Raw genomic sequence first — 26,020 nt, forward strand, 5'->3', positions numbered from 1 at the left:
ACCCGTTTGTGTGCGCCCAGCATTGAAAGCGTGCGCTGAGTGTCGTTTCCGCTGCTTTGAGCGATAAGTGGAGCTTGGTGTTATGTGGTGGGCTTGCGTGCAGCCCAGCTTCGGCCATTTGGCCAAGAAAAAGGGAGGCCTTGGGCCTCCCTTTTTTCTTGCGCTTTGCCGGCTTAGTCGAACAGGCCAAAGGTCAGGTAGCTGAACCAGGAGCGGCTCTGCTGCTCTTCGCTGGTGCCTGCCTTGAGGTCGTCCGGAATTTGCTCTTCGGCATCTTCGTACTGGCGAATCACGTCTTGGCTGGCGCGGGTTTCGCCCGGCGGCAGCGGGGTATCGGTTTCGATCAGGCCCAGCGTGGCCTTAGCCAGCCAGGAGCGGCTGTCGGCTTCTTCTTCGCGCGGAACGAACTGGCCGTCTACCAGGCTCGGGTGATCCGGGTAGTTGAGTTTGAGGGTTTCCAGGCTGGTGGCGGCAAGGTCATCCAGGGTCAGGCGCTGGTATGCTTCAGTCATTACTGCCAGGCCGTCGCCGACTGCTGGGGTTTCCTGGAAGTTTTCCACCACGTAACGACCTCGGTTGGCAGCAGCCACGTAGGCATTGCGGGTCAGGTAGTAGTGCGCCACGTGAATTTCGTAGGCCGCCAGTAGGTTGCGCAGGTAGATCATGCGCTGCTTGGCATCTGGCGCGTAGCGGCTGGTAGGGAAGCGGCTAGTGAGCTGGGCGAACTCGTTATAGGAGTCGCGGGCGGCACCTGGGTCGCGCTTGGTCATGTCCAGCGGGACGAAGCGGGCAATCAGGCCGCGGTCCTGGTCGAACGAGGCCAGGCCTTTGAGGTAGTAGGCGTAATCAACGTTAGCGTGCTGCGGGTGCAGGCGGATAAAACGATCCGCTGCGGATTTGGCCGCTTCTGGCTCAACGTTCTTGTAGTAGGCGTAGATCAGCTCCAGCTGCGCTTGCTCGGCATAGCGGCCGAACGGATAGCGCGACTCCAGCGCCTTGAGCTTGGCTACTGCGGCGGTGTAGCTACTATTGTCCAGGTCGGCCTGTGCCTGCTGGTAGAGTTCGGCTTCACTCAGATTTTCGTCGACCACCGGTTTCGATGAGCAGGCGGCGGTGAGGGCGAGGATTGCGATCAGCAGCAGGTGTTTCACTTGCATGGCGGCTTGCGTCCCTGTGACGGCGGCTGTCTTGAGCAAAGCCGTCCTGTTATGATGAGCGCCCCCGGTACCCCTGGGGCAAAGACGCCGTATTTAACCACAAGCGTGTAGCCGAAACCAAAAGCTATGCCCCCTCTGTTGCCGAGCATGTCCTCTATTAATAAGCAGATTATTCAACTGAACGCCGAGGTGCCCTATGAAATGGGCGGTCAACGCCTCGATCAAATCGCCGCACTCCTGTTCGCCGAGCACTCGCGTTCGCGTCTGTCTGCCTGGATCAAAGAGGGTCTGCTGACCGTCGATGGCGAGGTGTTGCGCCCGCGCGACATCGTCCACGGTGGTGCATTGCTGGCGTTGAACGCTGAGCAGGAAGCCCAAGGCGAATGGATCGCCCAGGACATCGCGCTAAATATCGTCTATGAAGACGAGCAAATTCTGGTGATCGACAAACCGGCCGGTCTGGTTGTGCACCCGGCTGCCGGGCATGCCGACGGCACCTTGCTCAACGCTTTGTTGCACCACGTGCCGGACATTATCAATGTGCCGCGCGCTGGCATTGTTCATCGTCTGGACAAGGACACCACCGGCCTGATGGTGGTGGCCAAGACCATCGAAGCGCAGACCCGCCTGGTCGACCAGCTGCAGAAGCGCTCGGTCAGCCGTATCTATGAATGCATCGTGATTGGCGTGATCACCTCGGGCGGCAAGATCAACGCGCCGATTGGCCGCAGCTCCTCGCAGCGTCAGCGCATGGCGGTGAGCGATGGCGGCAAGCCGGCGGTCAGCCACTACCGGGTGCTGGAGCGCTATCGCTCGCATACCCATGCGCGGGTCAAGCTGGAAACCGGTCGCACCCACCAGATTCGCGTACACATGAGCCATATCGGCTACCCGCTGGTGGGCGACCCGGTCTACGGCGGGCGTTTCCGTATTCCGCCGGCGGCCAACCCGAGCATGGTGCAAACTCTCAAGGAGTTTCCGCGCCAGGCCTTGCATGCGCGTTTCCTTGAGCTGGATCATCCGATTACCGGTGAGCGGATGAAATGGCAGTCGCCATTGCCAGATGACTTTGTTTGGTTGCTGACGCTATTGCGTCAGGACCGTGAGGCCTTTATCGGCTGAAAAGAGTTGGCTAATACCGCGACGGGAAATAGGGAGCAGGGTGACAGGATGCACGACTGGCTAGCGCCGCAATGGCCCGCACCGGCAAGAGTAAAGACCAGCGTCACTACCCGTAGTGGTGGTGTGAGCGTTGCCCCGTTCGACAGCTGCAACCTGGGCGAGCATGTCGGTGATGACTCGCAGGCTGTGCTGAAAAATCGTCAACGCTTGGTCAGCCTGCTCGGCTGCAAGCCCGCTTGGTTGCAGCAGGTGCATGGCGTTGCGGTTGTTGAGGCTGACCCTGCTCTGGTGTGGGAGGCCGACGCCAGTTGGACCAGCAAGCCAGGTGTCGCCTGTACAGTGATGACCGCCGATTGTCTGCCCGCGCTGTTCTGTGACCGTGCCGGCACCCGTGTTGCTGCGGCCCATGCCGGCTGGCGCGGGCTGGCAGCTGGGGTGCTGGAAGCCACTCTGGATCAACTGGCAGTGCCGGCGGACCAGGTATTAGTCTGGCTGGGGCCGGCCATTGGGCCGCAGGCCTTCGAGGTTGGCGCGGAGGTGCGTGAAGCTTTTGTCGCCCAGCATGGGCAAGCGGCAATGGCATTCCAGCCCAGCGTCAATCCGGGCAAATTTATGGCCGATATCTATCAGCTGGCGCGCATTCGCCTGGCCGCGCGTGGCGTCGACGCGGTGTACGGCGGGGATTTTTGCACCTTCAACGACCCACGATTCTTCTCCTACCGCCGCTCGGCGCAAACCGGGCGCTTTGCCAGCCTAATCTGGCTGGGCAACTGATCCTCGCTGCCGCCTCTGCGGCACTGTTGCGGTAAATGACCCAGGTCAACGCCGCTCGGCTTGAAACACGCACAATCGGCCTCATCTACTCTTCATCCGCAGGCTTTCTGTTTGGGCGCGATTCAGTGCGCCGGCCTGCCATCACCACGAGGGATGATTGTTTATGCGTATTGATCGTTTAACCAGCAAGTTGCAACTCGCGCTCTCCGATGCGCAGTCCCTGGCCGTTGGCCTTGACCATGCGGCCATCGAGCCGCTGCACTTGATGCAAGCATTGCTTGAACAGCAGGGCGGCTCGATCAAGCCGCTGCTGATGCAGGTCGGTTTTGATGTAAACAGCCTGCGCCTGGCTCTGGGCAAGGAGCTGGATCAGTTGGGCAAAATCCAGAATCCCTCCGGCGACGTCAATCTTTCACAGGATCTGGCGCGATTGCTCAATCAGGCTGACCGTCTGTCGCAGCAAAAGGGCGACCAATTTATCTCCAGTGAACTGGTGCTGCTCGCCGCAATGGATGAGAACACCAAGCTGGGCAAGCTGCTGCTCGGCCAGGGCGTCAGCCGCAAAGCGCTGGAAAACGCCGTGACCAACTTGCGTGGTGGCGATGCGGTAAATGACCCGAACGTCGAGGAAAACCGCCAGGCCTTGGATAAATACACTGTCGACCTGACCAAGCGCGCCGAAGAAGGCAAGCTCGACCCGGTGATCGGGCGTGATGATGAAATTCGCCGCACCATTCAGGTGTTGCAGCGCCGTACCAAAAACAACCCAGTGCTGATCGGCGAGCCAGGTGTGGGCAAGACGGCGATTGCCGAAGGCCTGGCCCAGCGCATCGTTAACGGCGAGGTGCCGGATGGCTTGAAGGACAAGCGCCTGCTGTCACTGGACATGGGCGCGCTGATCGCTGGTGCCAAGTTCCGCGGCGAGTTCGAGGAGCGCCTGAAGGCTGTGCTCAATGAGCTGAGCAAGCAGGAAGGGCGGATCATCCTGTTTATTGACGAGCTGCACACCATGGTCGGCGCCGGCAAGGGTGAAGGCTCGATGGACGCCGGCAATATGCTCAAACCGTCCTTGGCGCGCGGAGAACTGCACTGCGTCGGCGCGACCACGCTCAATGAGTATCGCCAGTACATCGAGAAGGACGCGGCGCTGGAACGTCGCTTCCAGAAAGTATTGGTCGATGAGCCGAGCGAAGAAGACACCATTGCGATTCTGCGCGGCCTTAAAGAGCGCTACGAAGTGCACCACAAGGTGGCCATTAACGATGGTGCAATCATCGCGGCAGCCAAGCTGTCGCATCGCTATATCACCGACCGCCAGCTGCCGGACAAGGCCATCGACCTGATCGACGAAGCGGCCAGTCGCATTCGTATGGAGATCGATTCCAAGCCTGAGGTGCTCGACCGTCTTGAGCGTCGGTTGATTCAACTCAAGGTTGAAGCTCAGGCGCTGAAGAAAGAAGACGACGAAGCGGCGATCAAACGCCTGGCCAAACTCAATGAAGACATTGCGCGGCTGGAGCGTGAATACGCCGATCTGGAGGAAATCTGGAAGTCGGAAAAAGCCGAGGTACAAGGCTCTGCGCAGATTCAGCAGAAGATCGAGCAGGCCCGGCAGGAGCTTGAGGCGGCACGGCGCAAGGGTGACCTAAATCGCATGGCCGAGCTGCAGTACGGGATTATTCCGGACCTGGAGCGCAGCCTGCAGATGGTCGATCAGCACGGCAAGAGCGAGAACCAGTTGCTGCGCAGCAAGGTCACCGAGGAAGAAATCGCTGAGGTAGTGTCGAAGTGGACCGGTATCCCGGTGAGCAAAATGCTCGAAGGCGAGCGCGACAAGCTGCTGAAGATGGAAGGTCTGCTGCATCAGCGGGTGATCGGCCAGAACGAGGCGGTGGTGGCGGTGGCCAACGCGGTGCGGCGCTCCCGTGCCGGGCTGTCTGATCCAAATCGGCCGAGCGGCTCGTTCCTCTTTCTCGGTCCAACTGGGGTCGGTAAAACCGAGCTGTGCAAGGCCTTGGCCGAATTCCTCTTCGATACCGAAGAGGCGCTGGTGCGTATCGATATGTCCGAGTTTATGGAGAAACATTCCGTGGCGCGGTTGATCGGTGCGCCACCGGGCTATGTCGGTTACGAGGAAGGTGGCTATCTAACCGAGGCCGTGCGCCGCAAACCCTATTCGGTGATCCTGCTGGATGAGGTGGAGAAGGCGCACCCGGATGTGTTCAACGTGCTGTTGCAGGTGCTGGAAGACGGTCGCCTGACTGACAGCCATGGCCGCACCGTGGACTTTAAGAACACCGTGATTGTGATGACCTCCAACCTCGGCTCTACGCAGATTCAGGAGCTGGTCGGTGATCGCGAGGCGCAGCGGGCAGCGGTGATGGATGCGGTGGGCACCCACTTCCGTCCTGAATTTATCAACCGTATCGATGAGGTGGTGATCTTCGAGCCGCTGGCTCGTGACCAGATTGCCGGTATCGCGCAAATTCAGCTGAGTCGTTTGCGTCAGCGTCTGGCTGAGCGTGAGCTGAGTTTGGAGTTGTCCGATGAGGCTTTGGACAAGTTGATCGCCGTCGGTTACGACCCGGTATACGGTGCGCGCCCACTCAAGCGTGCGGTGCAGCGCTGGATCGAGAACCCCTTGGCGCAGCTGATCCTGGCTGGCAAGTTCGCCCCAGGCAGCAGCGTGACAGGCAGGGTTGAGGGCGATGAAATTGTTTTTGGCTAAGCGCCGCCGGCCACAATAGGGCTGCACAATAAAGAACACCCCGGTTCAGTTCGCGCTGACCGGGGTGTTTTTATAGGTGCGGATTACAGGTGTTTGAGCAGGATTTCCAGCGCGGCGGCCTGATCCTCAGCCAAATCAATGATGTGGAAGCCGGCCCAGCAGTGCTGGCCGTCGGCGCCGGGGCGGCTCCACAGGCAGTCGGCCCCCAGTGTAACTTCACACACCCCTTCAATCTCTTGTTCGCTGACCAGGCGGCACTCCACCAGTTCGTCGGCGGTAAGCGGCGTGTCGCTGAACAGCATAAAACCATCGGCGGACAGGTCGACCACACGGCCCAGGCGTTGCCCGGTGTGTAAGTCGAAGACTTCCAGCTGCACGTCGGCGTTATGCCGGCTGTGCAGGCGACGTTCGTCATCCATAGGAGTTCCTTATTCTGGGGTCTCAGCCGTGCGCCCGGTAAAACGCTGGAGCACGCGGTAAATGGCGGTAAGGGCGCGGTCCACCAACGGTGCACCTCGTTCAGGGGTGACGATGCGCGCCAGCCCTTGTTCCATTTCGGTGGCCAACTGGGTGAGTGGCTTGATTGCCACGCGCTGGCCGCTCTGGTCGACAAACATGTAGTTACGGGTCGTTGGGCTGAACCAGGACAGTTTGAGTGTGCGCACCTGCTCGCCATTGACGAATTCGAACCAGGTGCCGAACTCGATATGCCCAAGCTCCTTGGCCAGCGCCTGCGCGCGGGTCGAGAGTGTTGATTCGCGCGGCGCTAGAGTGGCCAGCGCCGCGTCTTCGCCAAGCATGGCGCCCAGCGGGCTCTCTGGCAGGGTTGGCTTGAGCAGGGCAGCTACCTGCGGTTGTTTGGCCTGTACGGCGTGCTGACAGGCCACCAGGTCTTGCAGCAAGCGGCGGATGCCGTCCTCGTGGTAACCGCCGAGCAGTTCCAGGCCTTTACGCAGGTCTTCGAGCAGCGGTACGCGCAGTTTCTGCAGGCGGTCACGGCCCGCTTCGTCGAGCAGGGTGCCGCTCCAGGCCAGTTGCTCGGCCGCTTCACAGGCACGCTGCCATTCCGGGCTCTGTTCGCCATTGCGCAGCAGCACGAACACCAGCACGTCGGCCCAGGTCAGCTCGAGGAAGTTGCGAATGATGGTCGGCGGCTGGCGATTGCTCAGGCTGTTGGCGATCACTTCGACCGCGTGCTGGCGTGCGCCGAGTAGTTTGTCGCGACCCTTGGCTGCTTCCACCGCGCGACGCTCGCGCAGTTCGACCTTGTGCCTGAGAGTGGCAACAAATTCATTGAACTCCTCCAGAAGGCCTTCAAATAGTTGCAGGTCGCCGAAGAAGTCATGGATGACGCGTTCGACCACCCACTGCATTTTCGCCAGCAGGCCGCGTTCATCGCCTTCTCCGCCATACAGCACGCCGGCCTGGGCCATGGCATTGAGCAGGCGGCGGGCCGGGTGGTGGTGCTGGGTGAACAGGGCTTTGTCCTGCAGCGCCACTTTGAGATAAGGCGTGTGTAGGTGGGACAGGGTGGTCTTGCAGTTGTCGGGCAGGTTGTCGTCGTCGAGGATAAAGTCGAACAGCATACCGACTAGGTCGATCACGTCAGCTTCTTGGTCGGAAACCTTCTGCTGGCCAGGCAGCTCGCTGTGAGCTTCCAGCTGTTGTTGCAGATCCGCCTTGAGGCCTTCTACCTGCTGCGGGCGACTCAGGCGTTGCGACAGGTCGTTGGCCGATTGCTGTTGCATACGGTTGAGCGCATCCAGCAGGGCCGAGGCGCTGTAGGTGCTGGTCGCCTCGCGCGGGGTGAAGCTGGCAATACTGCGGGTGCCGCCAAGCAGAGGGGCGTCAATGTCGCGCTGGCGGTGTTCGCCTAATAAGGTCGCCAGGCTGCCGAGTAACTCCTGCGGGTCACTCGGCGGCGGGCCGCTGAGGTCTGTGCTAGCAGCGTTATAGGGTTGCCCATGCGGCTGCGTAACGGTTGCAGCGCCCGCGTTTTGGCTGCTATTGGTGCTGCTCTCAGTCGTTTGTTCGGTTGGTGCGGCAGTTGTTGTCTTGGGGCGTGCCGGCGGGTTGTTGCGTTGCGCGGTGTACTTCAGATTAGGCAGCACGCCGGCATCAATCAGGCGCTGATTCAGCGCGGCATAGATGCTGTCCAGGCTCTGCATGACGTGAGTATCAAACAACGTGTAAAGGATGACCTTTATACGCAGCGGAAACGGGCAGGGCGTCAGGGCGTCGCGAAAGGCCTGGGCAATCATCTGCGGACCGAAGGGATTGATGTCCTCGCCTAGCTTCTGACCGTTGTTCAGCAGCGCGAGGCGTTGCTCCAGGGCAAACAGCGGTTGCGCGCAACGTGCTTTGACCCGGCTGACCATATTGGTGACTTGCAGGCTTTCTTCATAATCTTCGTTCTGCACCAAGGCCATGTGCTCGGCGTCCAGTTCGCTGGCGCTGGGAGGTGGCTTGAGCTTGCCGTCGAGGAAATCGGAGAAGTTCTGCGCAATCTGCTGGTGGTAGCTGCGTTCTATCTGGGGGCGCTGCCGGCGGATCTCACGCATGTTGTCGAAGAACAGGGTTTGCACCTGATTGTTCTCGGCTTTTTCGGCGCACTCAAATAGCGTGTCGTCGACCTGGGCGAAGACGCCGGTCAGGTGTTCGGCCAGGCGGTTCATCACCAGTTTTCGACAACTTTGCACCAGATCGCCGAAGCGCGGCTGGATACCCCGGCTGGCAAGGGTCTGCGTTGAGCCGGGTGGATTTGGTGGTATGCCCTGGTTACTCATGGACTTTCCTGGCTGGAGCCTTACGGCTGGTGCGTCCTGCAATGAATACAGACATAGGGAAGATATAGCAGCCGCTCACGCAGCTGCAAATCATTGTACTAAAAGCAATTTAAGGGGTTGACAGGCGCGCGCGGAAACGTAAAATGGCGCGCCTCAGACACGGGAAACGATTTAACAACCGGCTCCGGTTTCTGAGAAAGGAAGCAAGTAGTTCCGCGATAGCTCAGTCGGTAGAGCAAATGACTGTTAATCATTGGGTCCCAGGTTCGAGTCCTGGTCGCGGAGCCAATCTTTCATCGGGGTATAGCGCAGTCCGGTAGCGCGCCTGCTTTGGGAGCAGGATGTCGGGAGTTCGAATCCCCCTACCCCGACCATTTTTGGGTCGTTAGCTCAGTTGGTAGAGCAGTTGGCTTTTAACCAATTGGTCGTAGGTTCGAATCCCACACGACCCACCATTTCAAGCGTGCTTGAATGATAAAAAACCCGCCTAGTGCGGGTTTTTTATTGCCTGCGATTTATGGCGGAGGCCTTTTAGGCGCTTACATAAATGAAAGAGCGGGCCATGGCCGCGCTCATCGTTTCGCGGCCATGGCCCGCCTAGTGCGGTTATTTCGAGTCGAATCAGTGCAGTTTGAGGCGCGGCTCGGTGCTGCGGCCGATGCGGTCGCCAAGCATCATCAGCAGTGTACGGGTCGCGCCGTACAGGGCGATCTGGTGCATGCGGTAGAGCGATACGTAGAACATTCGGGCTAGCCAGCCTTCGAGCATGACGCTGCCGGTCAGGTTGCCCATCAGGTTGCCGACTGCCGAGAAGGTCGACAGCGAGATCAGTGAGCCGTAATCGCGGTAGCGGTATTCCGGCAGCGTCTTGCCTTCGATGCGCAGCTTTAGCGATTTGGCCAGTAGTGAGGCTTGTTGATGTGCCGCTTGTGCGCGTGGCGGTACGTTGCGTCCTTCGCTGCCGGGTTGTGGGCAAGCGGCGCAGTCGCCAAAGGCAAAGATGTTGTCGTCCAGGGTTGTCTGGAGTGTCAGGCGTACCTGCAGCTGGTTGATGCGATTACTTTCCAGGCCATCCAGCTCCTTGAGGAAATCAGGTGCGCGAATCCCTGCTGCCCAGACTTTGAGGGTGGCTGGGATAAGTTGGCCTTGCGCGGTATGCAGTGCCTCGCGCGTGACCTGGCTGACGGCGGCGCCGGTGAGGACGGTTACGCCGAGCTTCTCCAGGGTTTTGTGTACCGGCTGGCTGATGCGCTCAGGCAGGGCTGGCAATACCCTTGGGCCGGCTTCGATCAGGGTGATGCGCATATTTTCCGGGCTGATTCGATCCAGGCCGTAGGCCGCCAGTTCACGTGCGGCGTGGTGCAATTCGGCGGCCAGTTCCACGCCTGTGGCGCCGGCACCAACGATGGCGATGTTGATCAGCTCGGTGGCCTCACCCTGGCTAGCATGGGCGCGCAGGTAATGGTTGAGCAGTTGGTGATGGAAGCGTTCGGCCTGCTCGCGGGTGTCGAGAAACAGGCAGTGCTCTGCTGCACCATCGGTGCCGAAATCATTGGTGGTGCTGCCCACGGCGATGACCAGGCTGTCATAGCTCAGCTCGCGCGCAGGCATTAGCACCTGGCCTTGGTCATCCAGGGTGGCGGCCAGGCTAATGCGTTTTTTCGCGCGATTGAGGTCGCACATCCGGCCTAGCTGGAATTCGAAGTGATTCCACTTGGCTTGCGCCACGTAGTTCAGTTCGTCGCCGGAGGAGTTCAGCGAGCCAGCGGCCACTTCATGTAGCAGCGGTTTCCAGATATGCGTCAGGTTGGCGTCGACCAGGGTGATTCTGGCTTGGCCGCGTTTACCCAGGGTTCTACCCAGGCGGGTAGCAAGCTCCAATCCGCCGGCGCCACCGCCGACAATTACGATTTGATGAGTCATCAGACACGCTCACAAGGCTTTTAAGAAAAAGTGGCGAGTCGTTATGGGCGAGCGCCAAGCAGCTCATAGCACCAGTCGACTCAAAAGACGGCTCAGCACGCCCAGGCCAATCGTGATCATTACGATGATCAGCAGCAGCCGCCAAACCTTGAACGGCTGGCGCTCGACCTGATGCTGTGGCGCGCTGAGGTATTGCTCGACACGTTTTTGATCATCAGGGTTTAGGCGGCTGGACATGAGTGCCTCGCATTAAGGGGGAGTTGGCAATTAATTGAAACCGATTGCCAGCTGAGGTGCTGGGCATTTTAGCGGCGTGGCTTACAAAGGCTCAACGCGTAGGGCGTCATCAAGGCGAATAATTCCCCCTTGTAACACGCGCGCGGTAATTCCGCCGTGGCCGCGCATGGCCTGAAAGGTGCCAAGCCCCAGGCGTTCTTCCAGCTTGGCGCAGGGTTGGCACCAACCGGTGGTTTCCAGAATTGCCTGGCCTAGGCGAAAACGGCGGCCCTTGAGACTGAACAGGTTGATGCCACTGATGGCGATATTGCGCCGCAGCTCAATCGCGCTGATCGGTTGCTCGGCAGGGCGTCCCATCAATGCGCTGATCACCGCCAGGTGTTCCCATTGAATCAGGGTGACTTGCCTGGCATTGCGCGGCCCCGGCCTACTGTGGTCGCCGGTAAGGCCGGCTTCGCGGCGCGCTTCAACGGCGTTCAGTTCGATCATTGCTGCCCGCGAAGCGGGGCGCACGCCAATCCAGCGCACGCGGCCTTGTTGCGGCACTGCCGCGAGCAATTCGTGTAAAGGGCTCACAGGCTGATGCCTACATCGAAGAGTACCGAGCGGCCGAGGTTGTGGCGCAGAAAGTCCGGTGCGTCTGGGTGGGCGAACAGTACGCGGGCAAAGGTCGGCCCCACCAGTGACAGCGAGCGCCAGCCCTGGCGGAGAAACTCGGTCGGCGGTGGGAAGTGGCTGTTGAAGTCCGGCACAGCGCGTTTCAGGTTGACGTAGGCGAGCAGGTCCAGCTCGCCTAGGTCGAGACCGCGCTCTTTATAGTTGTGGGCTTTCTTGCGCAAAGTTGGAGTTAGCCGCTGTTGCAGCTCGGCCGCGGCAATACGCCGTGGTTTGGCTTCGCGGCGCACCAATTGGCTGAGGGAGAATGCGCTGCGTCGCCGCTCCAGTTCGGCGCGCCATTCATCATTCAGGCGGCGGCCTTCATCGAGAACAAAGAACACTTCGAAGCTGGCCTCGCGGAACAGTACGTCAGGTGGCTCATGGCTGGCGGCGCTGAACTCATCCAGGCGGTGGCTGACATTTAATGCTTGCAGCAGGCGCTGACAAACCCAGCGCTCGCGTTCCCACTTGCGCGCGTTGGAGAGAAAGGCATTGGCTTGTTCGGCCTGATGCGTCAGCAGGCGCAGGTAATCTGAGTCATCCATGGGCTCAGCTTAGCCTGCGCGGTTGGGTTATTGGTACCCCATCGGCGATGCTTGTTGCAGGCTTTTCATGTGTTGCTGGGGCGCCAGTTGTAGACTGCGTAAGTCGGTCACTATGGCGTCGGAGTTGTTCTGCATGATTGCCGCAAGCGTGCTGTCTTCCACCAGTCAGATCCTGGGCTGGGCAATCTATTTACCACTGCTGTGCTGGGCTGTCTGGCGCGCGCCCTGGGTAGAGCTGTGCAGTGATCTTCGCCGCCAGCATTTACTCGGCGGCACGGCGCTAGCGCTTTTTGTACTGTGGCTGGTGCGGCGCGATTTTGACTCTGGCTTGTCCTATCACTTTATCGGCATGACGGCGGTCACCCTGTTGCTGGATTGGCCGTTGGCCATGCTAGTGGGGCTGATTGCCCAGCTGGGGTTACTGGCGCTGGGCCGGCAGGACTTAGCCGCGCTGGGCGTCAATGGTGTGCTGCTGGTGGTGATTCCCGTGTGGGTGACCGAGGCCTGCGCGCTTTGGGTTGAGAGAAAACAACCGCGCAATCTGTTCGTCTACATCTTCTGCAGTGGCTTCTTCGCCGCAGCACTGGCGGCATTGCTGTGTATTGCAGCCGCCTTCACCCTGCTGTGGATAGATGGGCTGTTCCCAATGCCGCCCTGGCTGGAGGATTTTATCGGCTACCTCTGGCTGGTGATTTTCCCCGAGGCCTTTATCAACGGCATGCTAGTTACAGCGCTGGTGGTGTTCTATCCGGATTGGCTGGAAACCTTCAACCGCACGCGCTATCTGGCCGTGCCCTGGAAGGATGATGATCTGCCGCGCTGATGGCGTGTCCTTCAGCGTTTCGATTGCGTTGCGCGGGTTGATCCAGATCAAGCTGCGCGGACGGCTATGCGCGATCTTTCACCTATCAATAGGGAGGGCGTGAGATGGGTGTGCATCAGTGGGCAAGGCAGGCAATCGAGCAAAGCTTGCAGGACGTCGAGGCGCAGAGTTTTGATCCGGCTATGGCGCTGCGGGCATTGCTCAGCGCCGTGGTCGAGCGTAGCCGGGCAGGGCGCAGCGCGGCGGATCTGGCCGCAGAGCTGCAGTTTCTCGCTGACAATCTGGATGACGAGCGCGACTACAGCTTTATGCGGCCCTGACTATCAGTGTTCGCGCGGTGGTAGCTCGCCAGAGAACAGATCATCTTCAAGTGGGTTGCCGGCAATTGCGTGCTCTTCCGAGGCCCAGGCGCCGAGGTCGATCAGCTTGCAGCGTTCAGAGCAGAAGGGCCGGCTCGGGCTTTGCGGGCCCCATTCGACGGGCGCGCTGCAGGTAGGGCAGGCGACTAGGGTTGGCGTGCTCATGTTTGGCCTCCGCGTAGGCTCAGGTAAAAGGTGTGGAGTCGCTCCACTTCGGCTTGCAGCCAGGGTAGATCTTGGTCATTTAGCAGCACATCGTGGGCGTGGCGCAGGCGTTCTTCACGGTTGGCCTGGGCCTTGAGAATAGCCTGCACCTGCTCGCTAGAACTCTGATCGCGAGCCATGGTGCGCTGCACTTGCAGCTGCTCGGGGGCGTCCACCACCAGTATGCGCTGGGTTAGCTTGTGCTGGCCTGACTCGACCAGCAATGGCGAAACCAGAATTGCATAGGGTGATTCTGCACGCGCCAGGTACTGGATGATTTCCTGGCCGATCAGCGGATGCAGCAGGGCTTCAAGCCAGCGCCGCTCATTGGCGTCGGCAAAAACCAGGCTGCGCAATGCTGCGCGATTAAGCTGGCCGTCGGCCTGCAACACATCGCTGCCGAAGTGCTCGGCTATCTTGGTCAGCGCCGGCTTGCCAGGCTCAACCACCCAGCGTGCCGCATGATCAGCGTCGACCAGATGCACGCCAAGATCGATAAAGTGCTGGGCCACAGCGCTCTTGCCGCTGCCAATGCCGCCGGTAAGGCCGAGAATCCAGGGTTTTGTCGTCAAGGTGCGCGCTCGTGTCGGTCATCCAGGGGCGCGATTGTAGTGCAGCTGCTTGGGTGCTGGCGAACGGTAGGAGCTAGCCATGCCTGCGAAAGATATGGGCGATTCTGCAGGCTAGCTGTATGGCCACGAAAACCGCAGCCCGGGTGCAATCCGGGCTGCGTAACAGGTGTGTGAGGGGGCTTTAGCCGCGACGGCTTGTGAGCCATTTGCTGCCGGCGGCTTGATTAAAACCCGGCAATCTGCAGGTAGCAGGTGGTGATTTGCTCACCCCAAAGCAAGGCAATCCAGCCGGCAATCGCTAGATAGGGGCCGAAGGGGATCGGCGTGCTGGTTTCAGCATTACGCAAGCGCAGCATGATCAAGCCCAGTACCGCGCCCACCAGAGATGACAGCAATATCGTCAGCGGCAAGACCTGCCAACCACCCCAGGCGCCGAGCATAGCCAGCAGCTTGAAGTCGCCATAGCCCATGCCTTCCTTACCGGTTACCAGCTTAAACAGCCAGTACACTGACCATAGGCTCAAGTAACCGGCAATCGCACCCCAGAGCGCATCTTCCAAGCTGATAAACAGACCAAAGCTATTGGCAATCAAACCAAGCCACAGCAGCGGTAACACTAACGAGTCCGGCAGCAGCTGGTGATCAACATCAATCAGGCTCATAGCCAGCAGGCCCCAGGTCAACAGCAACATGCCGCCAGCCTGCCAGGTAAAACCGAAGTGCCAGGCAATAAAAGCCGATAACAAGCCGCAAGCCAACTCAACCAGCGGGTAGCGCATGCTGATCGGGGCTTTACAGCTTGAGCATTTCCCCCGCAGAAACAGGTAGCTGATAACCGGAATATTTTCCCAAGGCTTTATTTCATGGGAGCAGTGCGGGCAGCTTGAGTTGGGCAGCAAAAGATTGAATGCTGGTGTACTGGTGTCGGCAGGCACAAGCAAAATTTCTTTTGCTTGTGCCTGCCACTCGCGTTGCATCATCACCGGGAGTCGATACACCACTACATTCAGAAAACTACCAATTAGTAACCCTAGCAGTAGCGCTGCTGCGGTAAGAAGAACGGTGTTGGTGGCTATGACATATAAGTTGAGCATTAACCTATCACGCCGCCCAGACTGAAAATTGGCAGGTACATGGCAATGATCAGACCGCCAACCAGAATGCCGAGAACAGCCATGATTAATGGTTCGAGCAGTGTGGTGAGGTTATCCACCGCGTTATCGACTTCAGCCTCATAGTAGGTGGCAACCTTGTCCAGCATAGCGTCAAGGGAGCCAGACTCCTCGCCAATTGCGGCCATCTGCACTGCCATCGCAGGGAAAATCCCAGTGTTGCGCATAGCGAAGTTTAGTTGCATGCCGCTCGATACATCTTGTTTGATTTTATTTACCGCTGTGCGGAACACTACGTTGCCAGTTGCACCGGCTACGGAGTCTAGTGCCTCTACAAGGGGTACGCCGGCCGAGAAGGTTGTCGCTAGGGTGCGGCCAAAGCGTGCGACTGTGGCTTTGAAAAGAATACTGCCGATAATTGGTAGTTTCAGTTTTAGTTTGTCAGTTGCATCACGGAATTTTTCGCTTTTGCGGTGGGCTGTTTTTAATAAGAATGCAGCACCAAAAGATGCGCCGAGTATCAGAAACCACCATGCCTGGAGAAACTCAGACATGTTAATTACCATCATGGTGAACGCCGGTAGTTCTGCCCCAAAACCAGCAAACACACCCTGAAATGTCGGTACCACCTTGATGAGAAGAATGGCTGTAACGATCAAGGCGACAAGAATTACCGCGATAGGGTAAGTCATTGCTTTTTTGATTTTAGCCTTGAGTGCCTCGGTTTTTTCTTTGTAGGTTGCTACGCGGTCAAGCAGCATTTCCAAAGCGCCGGATTGCTCGCCTGCATCCACTAAGTTGCAATACAGGTCGTCAAAGTGGTCGGGGAATTTGCGCAATGAGTTGGCAAGGCTGTTGCCTCCGGACACTTCTTGCTTCACGTTGCCGATTAGTGTGCGCATATTGGGGTTTTCAAACCCCTCGCCAATAATGTCAAACGACTGCAGCAATGGTACGCCAGCACCCATCATCGTGGCCATTTGCCGCGTGAATAGCGCGATGTCCATCGGCTTGATTTTTTTGCCGGCACCACCAAACAGTGATTTTGGTTTCTTTTTTACTTTATTGGCTGCAATGCCTTGTGCCCGCAGCTGAGATTTCACCAATGCAGCCGAGGTGCTATTCACTTCCCCTTTGAGCGTATTGCCTTTCTTGTCTTTGCCTTCCCACTGAAAAGTGCTGGGCTGCGTAGCTTTGGTCGCCATGGGTTAGTCCTTAGTGACGCGGTTCACTTCTTCAAGGCTAGTGACGCCCTGCATGGCCTTCAGCAGGGCTGAGGTGCGAAGGTCATTAAAGCCGTCTTTACGCATCTGGATAGAGATATCAATCGAGTTGCCTTCTTCCATGATAATCCGTTGCAGTGAAGGCGTGTTTTTAACTACTTCATAAATACCGACACGGCCTTTGTAACCACCGTTGCAACTGTCGCAGCCTACGGGGCTGTAAATCTTGAATTTTCCAATTTGGTCTTCCGGGAAGCCTTCCTCTATCAAGGTTTCCCGCGGGACCTGTACTTCCTTCTTACAATGACTGCACAGCTTGCGCGCCAGACGCTGGGCAATGATCAGGTTGACCGACGTGGCAATGTTGAAGGACGGCACCCCCATGTTGCGCAGGCGGGTCAGGGTTTCGGCGGCGCTGTTGGTGTGCAATGTTGACATCACCATGTGGCCGGTCTGGGCGGCCTTGACGGCAATCGAGGCGGTATCTAGGTCGCGAATCTCGCCGACCATGATGATGTCAGGGTCTTGGCGTAGGAATGACTTCAGTGCAGCGGTAAAGTCCATGCCTTGCTTGGGGTTAACGTTGACCTGGTTGATGCCCTCCAGATTGATCTCAACCGGGTCTTCAGCTGTAGAGATATTAACGTCGACGGTATTGAGGATGTTCAGGCCTGTGTACAGGGATACGGTTTTGCCGGAGCCGGTAGGGCCGGTTACCAGGATCATGCCCTGCGGTTGCTTGAGTGCGGCCATATAGAGTTCTTTCTGGGCTTCTTCGTACCCGAGTGCGTCGATGCCCATTTGTGCGCTGGCGGAGTCAAGAATCCGCATTACGATCTTCTCGCCCCACAGGGTTGGGCATGTACTAACGCGAAAGTCGATGGATTTGGTTTTTGAAATGCGCATCTTGATCCGCCCATCCTGCGGCTTGCGGCGCTCGGAAATATCCAGGCCTGCCATTACCTTGAGGCGGGCTGAGATGCGTGGTGCGAGCTGGATAGGCGGGCGAGCAATTTCCTGGAGGATGCCGTCTGTACGAAAGCGTACACGGTAGGTTTTCTCATACGGTTCAAAGTGCAGGTCAGATGAGCCGCTTTTGATGGCATCCAGCAGCATCTTATTGACAAAGCGAACCACGGGGGCGTCGTCGCCATCGCCTCCTGCGGCATTGTCATCCTTGCCTTCCGCTTCAGTCTCGAACTCCAGCCCTTCGTCGAGGTCGATGTCGCCCATGCCGGTTATGGCTTTGCTGCCATTGTCGAAGTACTGATCGATTGCGGCGTCTAGGCGGTCGTCTTCGACCATGATCATCTCGGTGTTCAAGCCCGTGCTGAACTGAATATCGGTGATCGCTTGTTGTTGGGTGGGGTCCGAGATGCCAATAAATAGCTTGTTGCCGCGTTTCCATAGGGGCACGACGCGGTGCTTGCGGGCGAGTTTTTCGCTGATCAGCTCTTTAGGTTGGGCTTCGCGGTCAAGTGAGGCGAGGTCCAAATGCGGTACGCCAAACTGTTCTGCCGCCTGTGCGGCGATTTGCCGGCTATTGGCCAGCTTGTTCTGTACCAAGTAGGTGACCAAAGGGATGTTATTGCGCTGGGCTTGCTGTGAGGCTTTGACGGCGGTGGGTTCGTCGATAATTTCAGCAAGTACCAGCTGGCGAATCAGGCCGGTCAGAACGGGGGCGTCAGTCATAAAGGTCACATCGAGAGCGGTAAAGTATCCACAACTTATAAACGAGAAGCGGCGGCCCTGCCACTGCGTGCGAATGGAGTGACAAAAAACGTCGCTTTTTACCGTAAATTCTTGCGGGTTGTCAGCGGGCTTTGTCTAAGGTGCCGTGGCTTGCGCTGGTGTGGAGTTGGCACGCTATTTGATGTGTTTCATGCACGAGCCAACAGGCTACGTTAACTGTGCATTTCTAGGAGATCACCATGAAGTCGAACAAGAGCCAAAAGGGTTTTACCCTGATCGAGCTGATGATCGTTATCGCGATCATCGGTATTCTCGCTGCTGTTGCCATCCCTCAGTTTCAGGATTATCAAGCCAAGGGCTATGACAAGTCGGCTCAGTCCGATGCGCGCAACATCCTGACCGGCGCCATCGCCAATTCCAACTAAGTCAAGGGGACTGAGATCATGAAAAAAATTATTGCTGCTTCCTTGTTCGCAGGTGCGTTTGTCTCTGTTGGTGCTTTTGCAGCTGCAACGGACGTTCAGTTGACAGCCGATGCTTATGTAAGCGTAGGTAGTACGTCTACTGATATTAACCTGGCTCGTCAGTTCAATATTTTGGCAGTTGATTCCCGTCAGGGCTTTGTCAAAAACGACTTTGAGTCTACGTTGTCTGCCAACGTAGTTGCGGGCGCGCTTGATAATGCGGCTAACAACCGTTTTGGTGTTGAGGCTGGCTCCAATAAAGGCTATGTCGCATTCACGGGCTCTTCTGTTGGTGGCAGCGTTAGTCAGTGCGGCGACCCTGTTAAAAAAGGTACAACTGACTTAGCTGCGTCTTTAATAGACGGAAGCAAGATGGATCTGAACGAGCCAAACGGTTGCAAGCCTTAAGTCGTTGCTATAGGTGTTTTGTTTAACGGCCCCCCATATATTTGGGGGGTTTTTTATGGGTAATTGAAGATGCTTGAATTAACAGCCTTGGGCGTGCGGGCTGGTGTGCGGGGGCAGGGATTTCGCATCCTGCTGCTGATCACGTTGGCACTTTTGGGTGTTGCATTCCTGGCCGGCAACTTTTCCGGTAGGCAACCCTTGACGGTAGCCTTGGATGTAGGGCTAAGCGGGTTGCGTTTTGTATTGTTACTAATGGCGTTGCTCTGGGTGCAAGACTTGCTGGCACGGGATATAGAACGAAAGACTATTTATTTTTTGCTGGCCTACCCGATTACCCGCAGTCAGTTTTTATTTTCGCGTTTTTTTGCCATCGCTTTTTTAAGCGCAGGCGCACTGTTTTTTGTGGGATATGCGTTATGGATGGTGTTGTTTTTCTTCGGCTCTAACCATCCGCAATTACAACCACCGGCCTTAGGTATGCCCTATTTGGCGGCGCTGCTGGGGATATTGCTTGACTTGCTGGTGGTGGTCGCAGTTGCCATTTTTCTGGCCAGTATTTCCACTACGCCGTATTTGCCATTACTGCTGGGATTTGCTTTCGCGCTGGCTGCTCGCGGTCTTGGACCGACCATTAGCCACTTGCGGAGTGCACGTTCTGATCCCTTGCATGAGGCTCTGTTCAGTCCAGTGTTGGAGCATGCGTATGCATGGTTGCCTGATTTGTCGCGGTTGGACTGGCGGGCTCTAACTCTGTACGGCTTGACACCGGACTTCACTGCTATGGCGCTGGCTGCGCTTAATGCCGCTGCTTACGTCGCGTTATTGTTGGCACTGGCGGCGGTGGTCTTTCAGCGGCGCAACTTCACATGAGGCTATGGCGCCCATTAATGGCTGCAGTTTTATGTTGGGGGGTTTTTGCCTATAGCGGTCTGCGCTTACATGACCATCAACGCTTGGATCAGCGCCTGGAGGTGCTGCGCGTGCGTCTGCCGTTGTTGGTGCAGTTGCTGTATTCGGGTGGTGACTCGTATCTGGCGGCAAATCTTAATGTGTTTCGCAGTGTGGTGGTGGATACGGCTGTAACAGAGCGCGAGACCTACCGTATTCAGGGGCAGTTGCAGGCGGATGCTGCGCGTTTTAACCCCCTGCATGAGGATAATTATTATCTGGCTGCGGCAATTCTGCCGTGGAACGGTCAGGTTGAAGCCGGTCAGGAGGTTCTGCTCAAGGCTGCCCAGGCGCGCACTTGGGATATGTGGCCGGCTTTTTATTACGCTTTTAATGCCATGTATTTTGAGCGGGATATGCTAACGGCTGGGGAGTGGGCGGAGATTGCCGCGCAGCGGGACGCGAAGAACGCGCCGGCACTACGCAGCATGGCGGCAGCCTGGTATGAGCGGCAGAATGACTCGGCGGTGGCGTTGGATGTATTGCGCAATATGTATGCGCAAAGCACCGACAAGGACTTTCGCCTGCTGCTTCAGGCGCGTATTGCGCGCCTGGAGGGTTTGCTGGCACTGCGCGTGGCCTTGGCGGATTACCGGCAACAACATCAAGGCAAACTGCCTACTGCCTGGGAGCAGCTGATTGGCTATGGTGGGCTTAAGGTTTTCCCTGAAGACCCGCTGGGTAAGGGTTATACGCTGGACGCCAGCGGCGAGTTGCAGGTGGCCGACCATATCGACATACGGAAGCAAGAATGAATCTGGTTGAAGTAGCGGGCTTGATCAAGCGATTCAAGCTAAAGGGGCGGGAAGTCAAAGCCCTTGATGATGTGAGCTTTACGGTAGCGCCTGGCGAGTCTGTGGGGTTTATCGGCCAGAACGGTGCGGGTAAGAGTACGACGATCAAGATCCTATTCGGCGCTATTCGTGCCGATGCGGGCAATGCCTTGTTGATGGGGCGTGCGGCTGAGGATCCGCGCTCGCGCGCAGGTGTGGGTTATGTGCCAGAAAACCCTTATCTATATGAGCAGCTGACGCCGCGTGAAGTCCTGTCGGCAGGTTTGCGTCTGCACGGCATTCGTGGGGTGGAGAACACGCGTCGTACTGCCCTCTGGCTGGATAAGCTGGGTATCGCCTATGCGGCGGATAAGCGTATTCGCAATCTGTCCAAGGGCATGACTCAGCGCACTGCGCTGGCTCACGCGTTCGCCATTCAGCCAGAACTGTTGGTGCTGGATGAGCCGATGTCCGGGCTTGACCCCGTGGGGCGTCGGCAGGTTGCGGATTTGATGCAGGAGTATCGCCAGCAAGGTGGCACTCTGTTTTTCTCCACACATATCCTGCATGACGTAGAGCGTCTGGCGGATCGTTTTGTGATGATCCATAAGGGTGAAATTGTCGCTCAGCAGTCGATGGCGGAAATGTTGGCCAGTCAGAGCATGCTGGTAGTGCGTTATCACGGAGAGGCAGCGCTTGAGGGCTTCCGACCGGACGCTCAGCAGATATGGAAAGGGTTGTGCCCACGCGCGGATCTGCCCGCGTTGCTGCAGCGCTTACAGGATAGCAGTGCGGTGCTGATCGATGCTCAGCCGCAAAGTACCCTGGAAAATGTTTTCGAAGGCTTGGTGCTCAAATAAGCGTGCAAGCTCCCGCTGCTGAGATCCAGATTGTCGTCGCTCCGCGGCTTGATTACGTGCCTGCACTTGATGGTCTGCGTGCCTTAGCGATTGCATTGGTGATGTTGTTTCACGCAGGGGTGCCGCTTCTGCCTGGGGCAAACCTGGGTGTAGACATTTTTATCGTATTAAGCGGCTATCTGATTGGCCGGCTATTGTTGGCTGAGTTCAGAGCTCATGCTGCTATCGACTTGCGTCGTTTCTACCGCCGTCGCCTATGGCGGTTGATGCCGCCGTTGTTATTGTTACTGGCGCTCTATGCAGTGTTGGCTCCTCATATCTGGCCGGACTATTACTTTCATCTGCGCGATGGGGGCGAGCTGTTGCTTTATCTGGCGGATATTGCGCTGGTATTCGGTGATGGCCCGCAATACTTGTTGCACGCATGGTCGCTGGGTATTGAAGAGCGCTTTTATCTGCTGTTCCCAGTGCTGCTTTTATTCCTATTACGCATTAGCAATTACAATCGCCTCTGGTTGTTTTTTCTGCTGCTGGCGTCGTTGGTTACCTTATGGCGTTTTTACTGGGTTCAGTCGAATAGCTACGAGGTAGCAATGTACTTCCGCTTCGATATGCGACTCAGTGGTTTATTGTTGGGGGTTATGGTGGCTTGGTTGCCAGCCGCTTGGTTGCCGGGCATGGGGCGTGTTGGGCGTTTAATGCTGCCACTCATGTTTGGGGTTCTATTGTTGCTGGTGCTGCCGGAACATGGGCAGCAGTGGCGTTTGGCGTATGGCTTGACGGTTGTGGAGTTGCTAACAGCGCTGGCTATTATCTGGGTGGTGCAACAGCCGGGCTCGCTGCTGGCCAAACTGTTGAGTACTCCGGCCTTGGTTTATGTTGGCAAGATTTCTTACGGTCTCTACCTGTTCCATTACCCGATCATGCAGTACCTCAAAGCCCTCTATTCGTGGCCTGCAGTTGCGGTGGGCGGAATAATTCTAGCTGGGGTTTTGGCTGTTCTCAGTTGGCATCTGCTGGAGATGCCGCTGAGTCGCTGGCGTAAACGGTAGGTTGCTCTGAGTAGGTTCTTTTAGTCGCGCGCTTTAGCAGGGGTATGGCTTATGCGGCAAATTCGGGAGTTATAAAGCTAGCCGCATCGATAAATCTACCGCCTTAATATCCTTTGTCAGTGTGCCAATCGACACATAATCCACTCCGGTCTCGGCAATCGCTCGCAAGGTGTTTTCGTTTATCCCGCCGGATGCCTCGAGTTTTGCGCGGCCTGCGGTGAGGCTTACAGCTTCGCGCATTTCATCCAGGCTTAGCTCATCAAGCATGATGATGTCGGCGCATGCATCCAGTGCCTGGCGCAGCTCTTCCAAACTCTCCACTTCAACCTCCACCGGCTTGCCAGGGGCTATCTTGTGCGCGGCTGCTACGGCCTGGGCGATGCCGCCGCAGGCGGCGATATGGTTTTCCTTAATAAGGAATGCGTCATACAGGCCGATGCGGTGGTTGTGGCAGCCGCCTTGGGTCACGGCGTATTTCTGTGCCAGGCGCAGGCCAGGTAAGGTTTTGCGGGTGTCGAGCAGTTTGACGGCAGTGCCTTGCACCAGGTCGGCATAGTGCTGGCAGCGGGTGGCTACGGCGGAGAGCGTCTGCAGAAAGTTCAGGGCGCTGCGCTCGCCGCTGAGCAGGGCGCGGGCGGGGCCCTCCAGTTCAAACAGTACGTGATTGGGTTCGGCGCGCTGGCCGTCTTGGACATGCCAGTGCACGGCCACCCGTGGGTCGAGTTGGCGAAATACTGCGTCGACCCACGCGGTGCCGCAGATGACTGCGGACTCGCGGGTGATGACCGTGGCGTGTGCCAGGCGTTCGGCGGGGATTAGTTGGGCGGTGATGTCGCCGCTGCCGATATCCTCTGCCAGTGCGCGGCGCACGTTGGCCTCGATTTCGTTGGCGAGGTCGGCGAGGATAAGGTTGGGCATGATGGGCTCCAGTCAGCAGAATGCGCCGATTATAGGGATTGATGGCTGTTTGCGCAGTGTTTGCGGCTGTTCTCTGGCGGCGGTGGGGCTATGCTGATGGAGGTTCTTCGTTAGCTGTGAGCAGCCGCTATGCCTACAAGCGTTGCGTTGATCGCGCGCAGGTAACCGTTGGGAAGCTGCTGCGCTGCATCTGTGACGCGGGTCATGTCTGAAGGAAAAGTCCGCTTGGTATGCGCGCGCGCATCCCTATAATGGCTTTACTTTTTAGAATTGTTGACGCCAGGCCTTTGACGTTACGGATGACGCTCAGTTGATCGCTGTGCAGATCGGTTCGCCCAAGAGGGGCAGTCTGCAGGAGACTCGCAATGAAGACTGATGCGAATGTGGTTCACCTGAGCAAGGTGGTCCCTGAGCAATCGCCCACTTCGCCGGTAGGAAGACTGCCTGTGGCGCTGACAAATGTGCGTGACAAAGCGGCGCAACAGCTGAAAACGGCGTTGCAGGCGCTGTTCGACAATGCGGACGATACGCTGTTCGAGATGGCCGACCGTGCCACTAGCAACGCCGAGCAGAATGCGTTCTTCGAGGCGATGCGCGATCTGCGCTTGAAGCGTAAAAATATTGAGCGTGGCTTTTTGCAGAAGGTCTTCGAGGCCTTCGCCACCCTGAATCAATATGAAATCGGCAAGCCTGCGCCCTTGGATGCGGTGTCGTTTGACACTCTGTCGCTAGTGCAAAACGACGCGCTAGAAGAGTCGGTGGCGCTGGATTCGATGGTTGCCAAGGTCATGAGCCGAGATGCCACTGCCCTTGGTCACCTGACTACGCGCTTCAACGCCATGGTCAGCAAGAAGCTGGATGACAAGACCAACCCAGTCGGTCCTGCCAGTCTTTGCGAATTCTTCCTCGATGCTTGCAGCAACCTGGGCGTCGAGATCCGGGTCAAGCTGATCATCCTCAAGTTGTTTGAGAAGTACGTACTCAGTGACCTCGACCAACTGTATGCCGAGGCTAATCAGGCATTGATTGCGGCAGGGGTTTTGCCGGAGCTTAAATCTGCGCCAGCGCGGCGTAATCCTTCGCGCGCCAGTGCGCCGGCTGGCGGGGGCCGTCAGGACGCATCACCTGAGCTGTCGGCGGAGTTTGCCGATGAGGGCGTGCAGGAAGTGTTCGGCGCGCTGCAGGAGCTGCTTTCCCAGGCTCGTGGCACGCTGGCGCCACGGCGTAATCGCCCGGCTGATGCCATGCCGATCTCCAGCAATGACCTGATGCGCTTGCTCTCGCACATGCAGCAGCGCGCTCCGGCGCAGGTCAGTGATGATTTTGACCTGCGTGAGCAGCTTGAAGGCTTGCTGACCCGCGCCAGTGCCAAAGCCGGCAAGGCGCGGGTGGTCGGTGAGGTTGATGAGGACGTCATCAACCTAGTGTCGATGCTGTTCGAATTTATTCTCGACGACCGCACCTTGCCGGATTCGCTTAAAGCGTTGATTGGCCGCCTGCAGATCCCGATGCTGAAAGTAGCGGTGATCGACAAGACCTTCTTCAGTCGTGGCAGCCATCCGGCTCGCCGCTTGCTCAATGAAATTGCCTCTGCCGCCTTGGGTTGGGGGGAGCAGGACGATGCGCAGCGCGACAGCCTGTATCAGAAGATCGAGCAGGTTGTGCAACGCCTGCTCAATGACTTTGTCGATGACCCGGTTATTTTCTCCGAGCTGTTGGCAGAGTTCCTGGCCTTTACCGGCGATGAGCGTCGGCGCAGTGAGTTGCTTGAGCAACGTACCCGTGATGCCGAAGAGGGCAGTGCCAAGGCTGCATTGGCGCGGCGTGAAGTCGAGCAGGCGCTGAATGAGCGGTTGCTCGGCAAGACCCTGCCGGAAGTGGTTGTACGCTTGCTGCAGGAAGCCTGGAGCAAGGTATTGATGCTGACCTGTTTAAAGCACGGCGTTGAGTCGGCTGAATGGCAGGCGGCGCTGGTGACCATGGATGATCTGGTTTGGAGTGTAGAGCTGCACGAAGAGCCGGAAGCGCGCATGCGTCTGCTTGAGATGGTGCCTGGATTGCTCAAGGCGCTGCGTGAAGGCATGGCCGGTGCTGCGTTTGATCCGTTCTCCACCGGTGAGTTTTTCAGCCAGCTGGAAGCGTTGCATGTGCAGGCCTTCCAGCGCTTCAAGCGCAGCCTGCCGGAAGAAAATCCACAGAGTGGTGTACCACCGCTTGCTGAAATCGATGAAGAGCAGCGCGCGGCTCTGGCTGAAGCCGGTATCGAGTTGCCATTGCTGGATCTGCCGGCGGCGGAGGCGGTTGAAGAGCCGGCGATGGTCGAGGTAGTCGAAGAAATCATTCTATTGGCGCCTGGCGAACTGCGTGCCGCCGAGCCGGAAGCCAGCCTGCCGGATGACGATGAGTCGCTACTGCAGGTCGATAACCTGAGGGTCGGTAGCTGGGTCGAGTTTCAGGAAGATGAAGAGCACAAGCTGCGTTGCAAGTTGGCGGCGGTGATCAAGCCAACCGGCAAGTACATCTTCGTCAATCGTACCGGTATGAAGGTGCTTGAGAAAACCCGTATGGGCCTGGCCGTAGAGTTCCGCCGCAGTGCCATTCGCCTGCTCGATGACGCGCTACTGTTTGATCGGGCGCTGGAGTCGGTGATCGGCAACCTGCGCAAGCTCAAGGGTACATGATC

At 57.8% G+C, this 26,020-nt stretch carries 25 protein-coding genes and 3 tRNA genes; 15 read left to right on the forward strand and 13 right to left on the reverse strand.

Going from position 1 to position 26,020, the window contains the following annotated elements; all coding sequences use genetic code 11:
* Positions 1–173 precede the first annotated feature (173 nt).
* Positions 174–1,157 (reverse strand): outer membrane protein assembly factor BamD, encoded by a 984-nt coding sequence (locus tag ACIGEK_RS07070; protein WP_397492604.1) that lies wholly within the window; start codon positions 1,155–1,157, stop codon positions 174–176.
* Between the two features lie 147 nt (positions 1,158–1,304).
* On the opposite strand from ACIGEK_RS07070, the gene rluD reads away from it, so the two are divergent.
* The 3 genes from rluD to clpB all read left to right on the forward strand — a co-directional run bounded on the left by rluD (position 1,305) and on the right by clpB (position 5,781).
* On the forward strand, positions 1,305–2,279 hold the full coding sequence (rluD, locus tag ACIGEK_RS07075; protein ID WP_397492605.1) for a 23S rRNA pseudouridine(1911/1915/1917) synthase RluD: 975 nt from the start codon (positions 1,305–1,307) through the stop codon (positions 2,277–2,279).
* A gap of 48 nt (positions 2,280–2,327) precedes the next feature.
* Positions 2,328–3,053: a peptidoglycan editing factor PgeF gene (pgeF, locus tag ACIGEK_RS07080; protein ID WP_397492606.1), complete on the forward strand. Its 726-nt coding sequence runs from the start codon at positions 2,328–2,330 to the stop codon at positions 3,051–3,053.
* A 163-nt stretch (positions 3,054–3,216) separates the two neighbouring features.
* On the forward strand, positions 3,217–5,781 hold the full coding sequence (gene clpB / locus ACIGEK_RS07085; RefSeq protein WP_397492607.1) for an ATP-dependent chaperone ClpB: 2,565 nt from the start codon (positions 3,217–3,219) through the stop codon (positions 5,779–5,781).
* A gap of 83 nt (positions 5,782–5,864) precedes the next feature.
* On the opposite strand, the gene ACIGEK_RS07090 is transcribed toward clpB, so the two are convergent.
* A complete protein-coding gene (locus ACIGEK_RS07090; RefSeq protein WP_397492608.1) occupies positions 5,865–6,200 on the reverse strand; it encodes a PilZ domain-containing protein in 336 nt (111 codons plus the stop codon).
* A 9-nt stretch (positions 6,201–6,209) separates the two neighbouring features.
* On the reverse strand, positions 6,210–8,567 hold the full coding sequence (locus ACIGEK_RS07095; RefSeq protein ID WP_397492609.1) for a DUF1631 domain-containing protein: 2,358 nt from the start codon (positions 8,565–8,567) through the stop codon (positions 6,210–6,212).
* A gap of 212 nt (positions 8,568–8,779) precedes the next feature.
* On the opposite strand from ACIGEK_RS07095, the gene ACIGEK_RS07100 reads away from it, so the two are divergent.
* From ACIGEK_RS07100 to ACIGEK_RS07110, 3 genes are all read left to right on the forward strand, one after another.
* A tRNA-Asn gene (locus ACIGEK_RS07100) sits at positions 8,780–8,855 on the forward strand.
* A gap of 9 nt (positions 8,856–8,864) precedes the next feature.
* Positions 8,865–8,941 (forward strand) — tRNA-Pro (locus tag ACIGEK_RS07105).
* Positions 8,942–8,946: 5 nt separating this feature from the next.
* Positions 8,947–9,022: transfer RNA gene (locus ACIGEK_RS07110), tRNA-Lys, on the forward strand.
* Positions 9,023–9,188: 166 nt separating this feature from the next.
* On the opposite strand, the gene ACIGEK_RS07115 is transcribed toward ACIGEK_RS07110, so the two are convergent.
* The 4 genes from ACIGEK_RS07115 to ACIGEK_RS07130 all read right to left on the reverse strand — a co-directional run bounded on the left by ACIGEK_RS07115 (position 9,189) and on the right by ACIGEK_RS07130 (position 11,929).
* Complete coding sequence (locus ACIGEK_RS07115; RefSeq protein ID WP_397492610.1) at positions 9,189–10,490, reverse strand: NAD(P)/FAD-dependent oxidoreductase; 1,302 nt, start codon at positions 10,488–10,490, stop codon at positions 9,189–9,191.
* Between the two features lie 63 nt (positions 10,491–10,553).
* Positions 10,554–10,727 carry a DUF3094 family protein gene (locus tag ACIGEK_RS07120; RefSeq protein ID WP_397492611.1) on the reverse strand — a complete coding sequence of 58 codons (174 nt, stop codon included), beginning with the start codon at positions 10,725–10,727 and terminating at the stop codon, positions 10,554–10,556.
* 81 nt (positions 10,728–10,808) lie between these two features.
* Positions 10,809–11,303 (reverse strand): MOSC domain-containing protein, encoded by a 495-nt coding sequence (locus ACIGEK_RS07125; protein WP_397492612.1) that lies wholly within the window; start codon positions 11,301–11,303, stop codon positions 10,809–10,811.
* The gene (locus tag ACIGEK_RS07130) at positions 11,300–11,929 is read right to left on the reverse strand and encodes a DUF1780 domain-containing protein (RefSeq protein WP_397492613.1); all 630 of its coding nucleotides are present in this window, start codon (positions 11,927–11,929) and stop codon (positions 11,300–11,302) included. The genes ACIGEK_RS07125 and ACIGEK_RS07130 overlap by 4 nt, the downstream gene beginning before the upstream one ends.
* Positions 11,930–12,062: 133 nt before the next feature.
* On the opposite strand from ACIGEK_RS07130, the gene ACIGEK_RS07135 reads away from it, so the two are divergent.
* Together ACIGEK_RS07135 and ACIGEK_RS07140 are read left to right on the forward strand one after the other, a co-directional pair.
* Positions 12,063–12,752: an energy-coupling factor ABC transporter permease gene (locus ACIGEK_RS07135; protein ID WP_397492614.1), complete on the forward strand. Its 690-nt coding sequence runs from the start codon at positions 12,063–12,065 to the stop codon at positions 12,750–12,752.
* A gap of 104 nt (positions 12,753–12,856) precedes the next feature.
* Positions 12,857–13,072, forward strand: coding sequence for a hypothetical protein (locus tag ACIGEK_RS07140; RefSeq protein ID WP_397492616.1), 216 nt, complete (start codon positions 12,857–12,859; stop codon positions 13,070–13,072).
* Positions 13,073–13,075: 3 nt separating this feature from the next.
* Here the strand turns inward: ACIGEK_RS07140 and yacG are convergent, their stop codons facing one another.
* The 5 genes from yacG to pilB all read right to left on the reverse strand — a co-directional run bounded on the left by yacG (position 13,076) and on the right by pilB (position 17,914).
* A complete protein-coding gene (gene yacG, locus ACIGEK_RS07145; RefSeq protein WP_090249319.1) occupies positions 13,076–13,276 on the reverse strand; it encodes a DNA gyrase inhibitor YacG in 201 nt (66 codons plus the stop codon).
* Entirely contained in the window at positions 13,273–13,887 is a 615-nt protein-coding gene (gene coaE, locus ACIGEK_RS07150) for a dephospho-CoA kinase (RefSeq protein WP_397492617.1), read from the reverse strand. Before coaE ends, yacG begins: the two co-directional genes overlap by 4 nt.
* 224 nt (positions 13,888–14,111) lie before the next feature.
* A complete protein-coding gene (locus ACIGEK_RS07155) occupies positions 14,112–14,981 on the reverse strand; it encodes a prepilin peptidase (RefSeq protein WP_397492618.1) in 870 nt (289 codons plus the stop codon).
* Positions 14,981–16,204, reverse strand: a complete 1,224-nt coding sequence (locus ACIGEK_RS07160) for a type II secretion system F family protein (protein ID WP_397492619.1) — start codon at positions 16,202–16,204, stop codon at positions 14,981–14,983. The genes ACIGEK_RS07155 and ACIGEK_RS07160 overlap by 1 nt, the downstream gene beginning before the upstream one ends.
* A 3-nt stretch (positions 16,205–16,207) precedes the next feature.
* Positions 16,208–17,914: a type IV-A pilus assembly ATPase PilB gene (pilB, locus tag ACIGEK_RS07165; RefSeq protein ID WP_397492620.1), complete on the reverse strand. Its 1,707-nt coding sequence runs from the start codon at positions 17,912–17,914 to the stop codon at positions 16,208–16,210.
* 239 nt (positions 17,915–18,153) lie between these two features.
* On the opposite strand from pilB, the gene ACIGEK_RS07170 reads away from it, so the two are divergent.
* The 6 genes from ACIGEK_RS07170 (at position 18,154) to ACIGEK_RS07195 (ending at position 22,419) form a co-directional block, all read left to right on the forward strand.
* Positions 18,154–18,339, forward strand: coding sequence for a type IV pilin protein (locus tag ACIGEK_RS07170; RefSeq protein WP_397492621.1), 186 nt, complete (start codon positions 18,154–18,156; stop codon positions 18,337–18,339).
* Positions 18,340–18,357: 18 nt separating this feature from the next.
* The gene (locus tag ACIGEK_RS07175; RefSeq protein WP_397492622.1) at positions 18,358–18,786 is read left to right on the forward strand and encodes a hypothetical protein; all 429 of its coding nucleotides are present in this window, start codon (positions 18,358–18,360) and stop codon (positions 18,784–18,786) included.
* Positions 18,787–18,855: 69 nt separating this feature from the next.
* On the forward strand, positions 18,856–19,656 hold the full coding sequence (locus ACIGEK_RS07180) for an ABC transporter permease (RefSeq protein ID WP_397492623.1): 801 nt from the start codon (positions 18,856–18,858) through the stop codon (positions 19,654–19,656).
* 17 nt (positions 19,657–19,673) lie between these two features.
* The gene (locus ACIGEK_RS07185; RefSeq protein ID WP_397492624.1) at positions 19,674–20,489 is read left to right on the forward strand and encodes a hypothetical protein; all 816 of its coding nucleotides are present in this window, start codon (positions 19,674–19,676) and stop codon (positions 20,487–20,489) included.
* Positions 20,486–21,367, forward strand: coding sequence for an ABC transporter ATP-binding protein (locus tag ACIGEK_RS07190; protein WP_397492625.1), 882 nt, complete (start codon positions 20,486–20,488; stop codon positions 21,365–21,367). The genes ACIGEK_RS07185 and ACIGEK_RS07190 overlap by 4 nt, the downstream gene beginning before the upstream one ends.
* 2 nt (positions 21,368–21,369) lie before the next feature.
* The gene (locus tag ACIGEK_RS07195; protein WP_397492626.1) at positions 21,370–22,419 is read left to right on the forward strand and encodes an acyltransferase family protein; all 1,050 of its coding nucleotides are present in this window, start codon (positions 21,370–21,372) and stop codon (positions 22,417–22,419) included.
* 69 nt (positions 22,420–22,488) lie between these two features.
* Here ACIGEK_RS07195 and nadC read toward each other — a convergent pair whose 3' ends face one another.
* The gene (nadC, locus tag ACIGEK_RS07200) at positions 22,489–23,337 is read right to left on the reverse strand and encodes a carboxylating nicotinate-nucleotide diphosphorylase (RefSeq protein WP_397492627.1); all 849 of its coding nucleotides are present in this window, start codon (positions 23,335–23,337) and stop codon (positions 22,489–22,491) included.
* A 365-nt stretch (positions 23,338–23,702) separates the two neighbouring features.
* Between nadC and ACIGEK_RS07205 the strand changes: the two genes are divergently transcribed.
* Positions 23,703–26,018, forward strand: coding sequence for a DUF1631 domain-containing protein (locus tag ACIGEK_RS07205; protein WP_397492628.1), 2,316 nt, complete (start codon positions 23,703–23,705; stop codon positions 26,016–26,018).
* Positions 26,019–26,020 lie beyond the last annotated feature (2 nt).

Source organism: Pseudomonas sp. NPDC079086 (genome assembly GCF_044542155.1).
GTDB lineage: Bacteria > Pseudomonadota > Gammaproteobacteria > Pseudomonadales > Pseudomonadaceae > Aquipseudomonas.

What these genes read in the sequence shown, in the direction of transcription:
- ACIGEK_RS07070 (WP_397492604.1), bottom strand. Translation starts at nt 1,157, where the DNA reads ATGCAAGTGAAACACCTGCTGCTGATCGCAATCCTCGCCCTCACCGCC.
- rluD (WP_397492605.1), top strand. Translation starts at nt 1,305, where the DNA reads ATGTCCTCTATTAATAAGCAGATTATTCAACTGAACGCCGAGGTGCCC.
- pgeF (WP_397492606.1), top strand. Translation starts at nt 2,328, where the DNA reads ATGCACGACTGGCTAGCGCCGCAATGGCCCGCACCGGCAAGAGTAAAG.
- clpB (WP_397492607.1), top strand. Translation starts at nt 3,217, where the DNA reads ATGCGTATTGATCGTTTAACCAGCAAGTTGCAACTCGCGCTCTCCGAT.
- ACIGEK_RS07090 (WP_397492608.1), bottom strand. Translation starts at nt 6,200, where the DNA reads ATGGATGACGAACGTCGCCTGCACAGCCGGCATAACGCCGACGTGCAG.
- ACIGEK_RS07095 (WP_397492609.1), bottom strand. Translation starts at nt 8,567, where the DNA reads ATGAGTAACCAGGGCATACCACCAAATCCACCCGGCTCAACGCAGACC.
- ACIGEK_RS07115 (WP_397492610.1), bottom strand. Translation starts at nt 10,490, where the DNA reads ATGACTCATCAAATCGTAATTGTCGGCGGTGGCGCCGGCGGATTGGAG.
- ACIGEK_RS07120 (WP_397492611.1), bottom strand. Translation starts at nt 10,727, where the DNA reads ATGTCCAGCCGCCTAAACCCTGATGATCAAAAACGTGTCGAGCAATAC.
- ACIGEK_RS07130 (WP_397492613.1), bottom strand. Translation starts at nt 11,929, where the DNA reads ATGGATGACTCAGATTACCTGCGCCTGCTGACGCATCAGGCCGAACAA.
- ACIGEK_RS07135 (WP_397492614.1), top strand. Translation starts at nt 12,063, where the DNA reads ATGATTGCCGCAAGCGTGCTGTCTTCCACCAGTCAGATCCTGGGCTGG.
- ACIGEK_RS07140 (WP_397492616.1), top strand. Translation starts at nt 12,857, where the DNA reads ATGGGTGTGCATCAGTGGGCAAGGCAGGCAATCGAGCAAAGCTTGCAG.
- yacG (WP_090249319.1), bottom strand. Translation starts at nt 13,276, where the DNA reads ATGAGCACGCCAACCCTAGTCGCCTGCCCTACCTGCAGCGCGCCCGTC.
- ACIGEK_RS07155 (WP_397492618.1), bottom strand. Translation starts at nt 14,981, where the DNA reads ATGCTCAACTTATATGTCATAGCCACCAACACCGTTCTTCTTACCGCA.
- ACIGEK_RS07160 (WP_397492619.1), bottom strand. Translation starts at nt 16,204, where the DNA reads ATGGCGACCAAAGCTACGCAGCCCAGCACTTTTCAGTGGGAAGGCAAA.
- pilB (WP_397492620.1), bottom strand. Translation starts at nt 17,914, where the DNA reads ATGACTGACGCCCCCGTTCTGACCGGCCTGATTCGCCAGCTGGTACTT.
- ACIGEK_RS07170 (WP_397492621.1), top strand. Translation starts at nt 18,154, where the DNA reads ATGAAGTCGAACAAGAGCCAAAAGGGTTTTACCCTGATCGAGCTGATG.
- ACIGEK_RS07175 (WP_397492622.1), top strand. Translation starts at nt 18,358, where the DNA reads ATGAAAAAAATTATTGCTGCTTCCTTGTTCGCAGGTGCGTTTGTCTCT.
- ACIGEK_RS07180 (WP_397492623.1), top strand. Translation starts at nt 18,856, where the DNA reads ATGCTTGAATTAACAGCCTTGGGCGTGCGGGCTGGTGTGCGGGGGCAG.
- ACIGEK_RS07185 (WP_397492624.1), top strand. Translation starts at nt 19,674, where the DNA reads ATGGCTGCAGTTTTATGTTGGGGGGTTTTTGCCTATAGCGGTCTGCGC.
- ACIGEK_RS07190 (WP_397492625.1), top strand. Translation starts at nt 20,486, where the DNA reads ATGAATCTGGTTGAAGTAGCGGGCTTGATCAAGCGATTCAAGCTAAAG.
- nadC (WP_397492627.1), bottom strand. Translation starts at nt 23,337, where the DNA reads ATGCCCAACCTTATCCTCGCCGACCTCGCCAACGAAATCGAGGCCAAC.
- ACIGEK_RS07205 (WP_397492628.1), top strand. Translation starts at nt 23,703, where the DNA reads ATGAAGACTGATGCGAATGTGGTTCACCTGAGCAAGGTGGTCCCTGAG.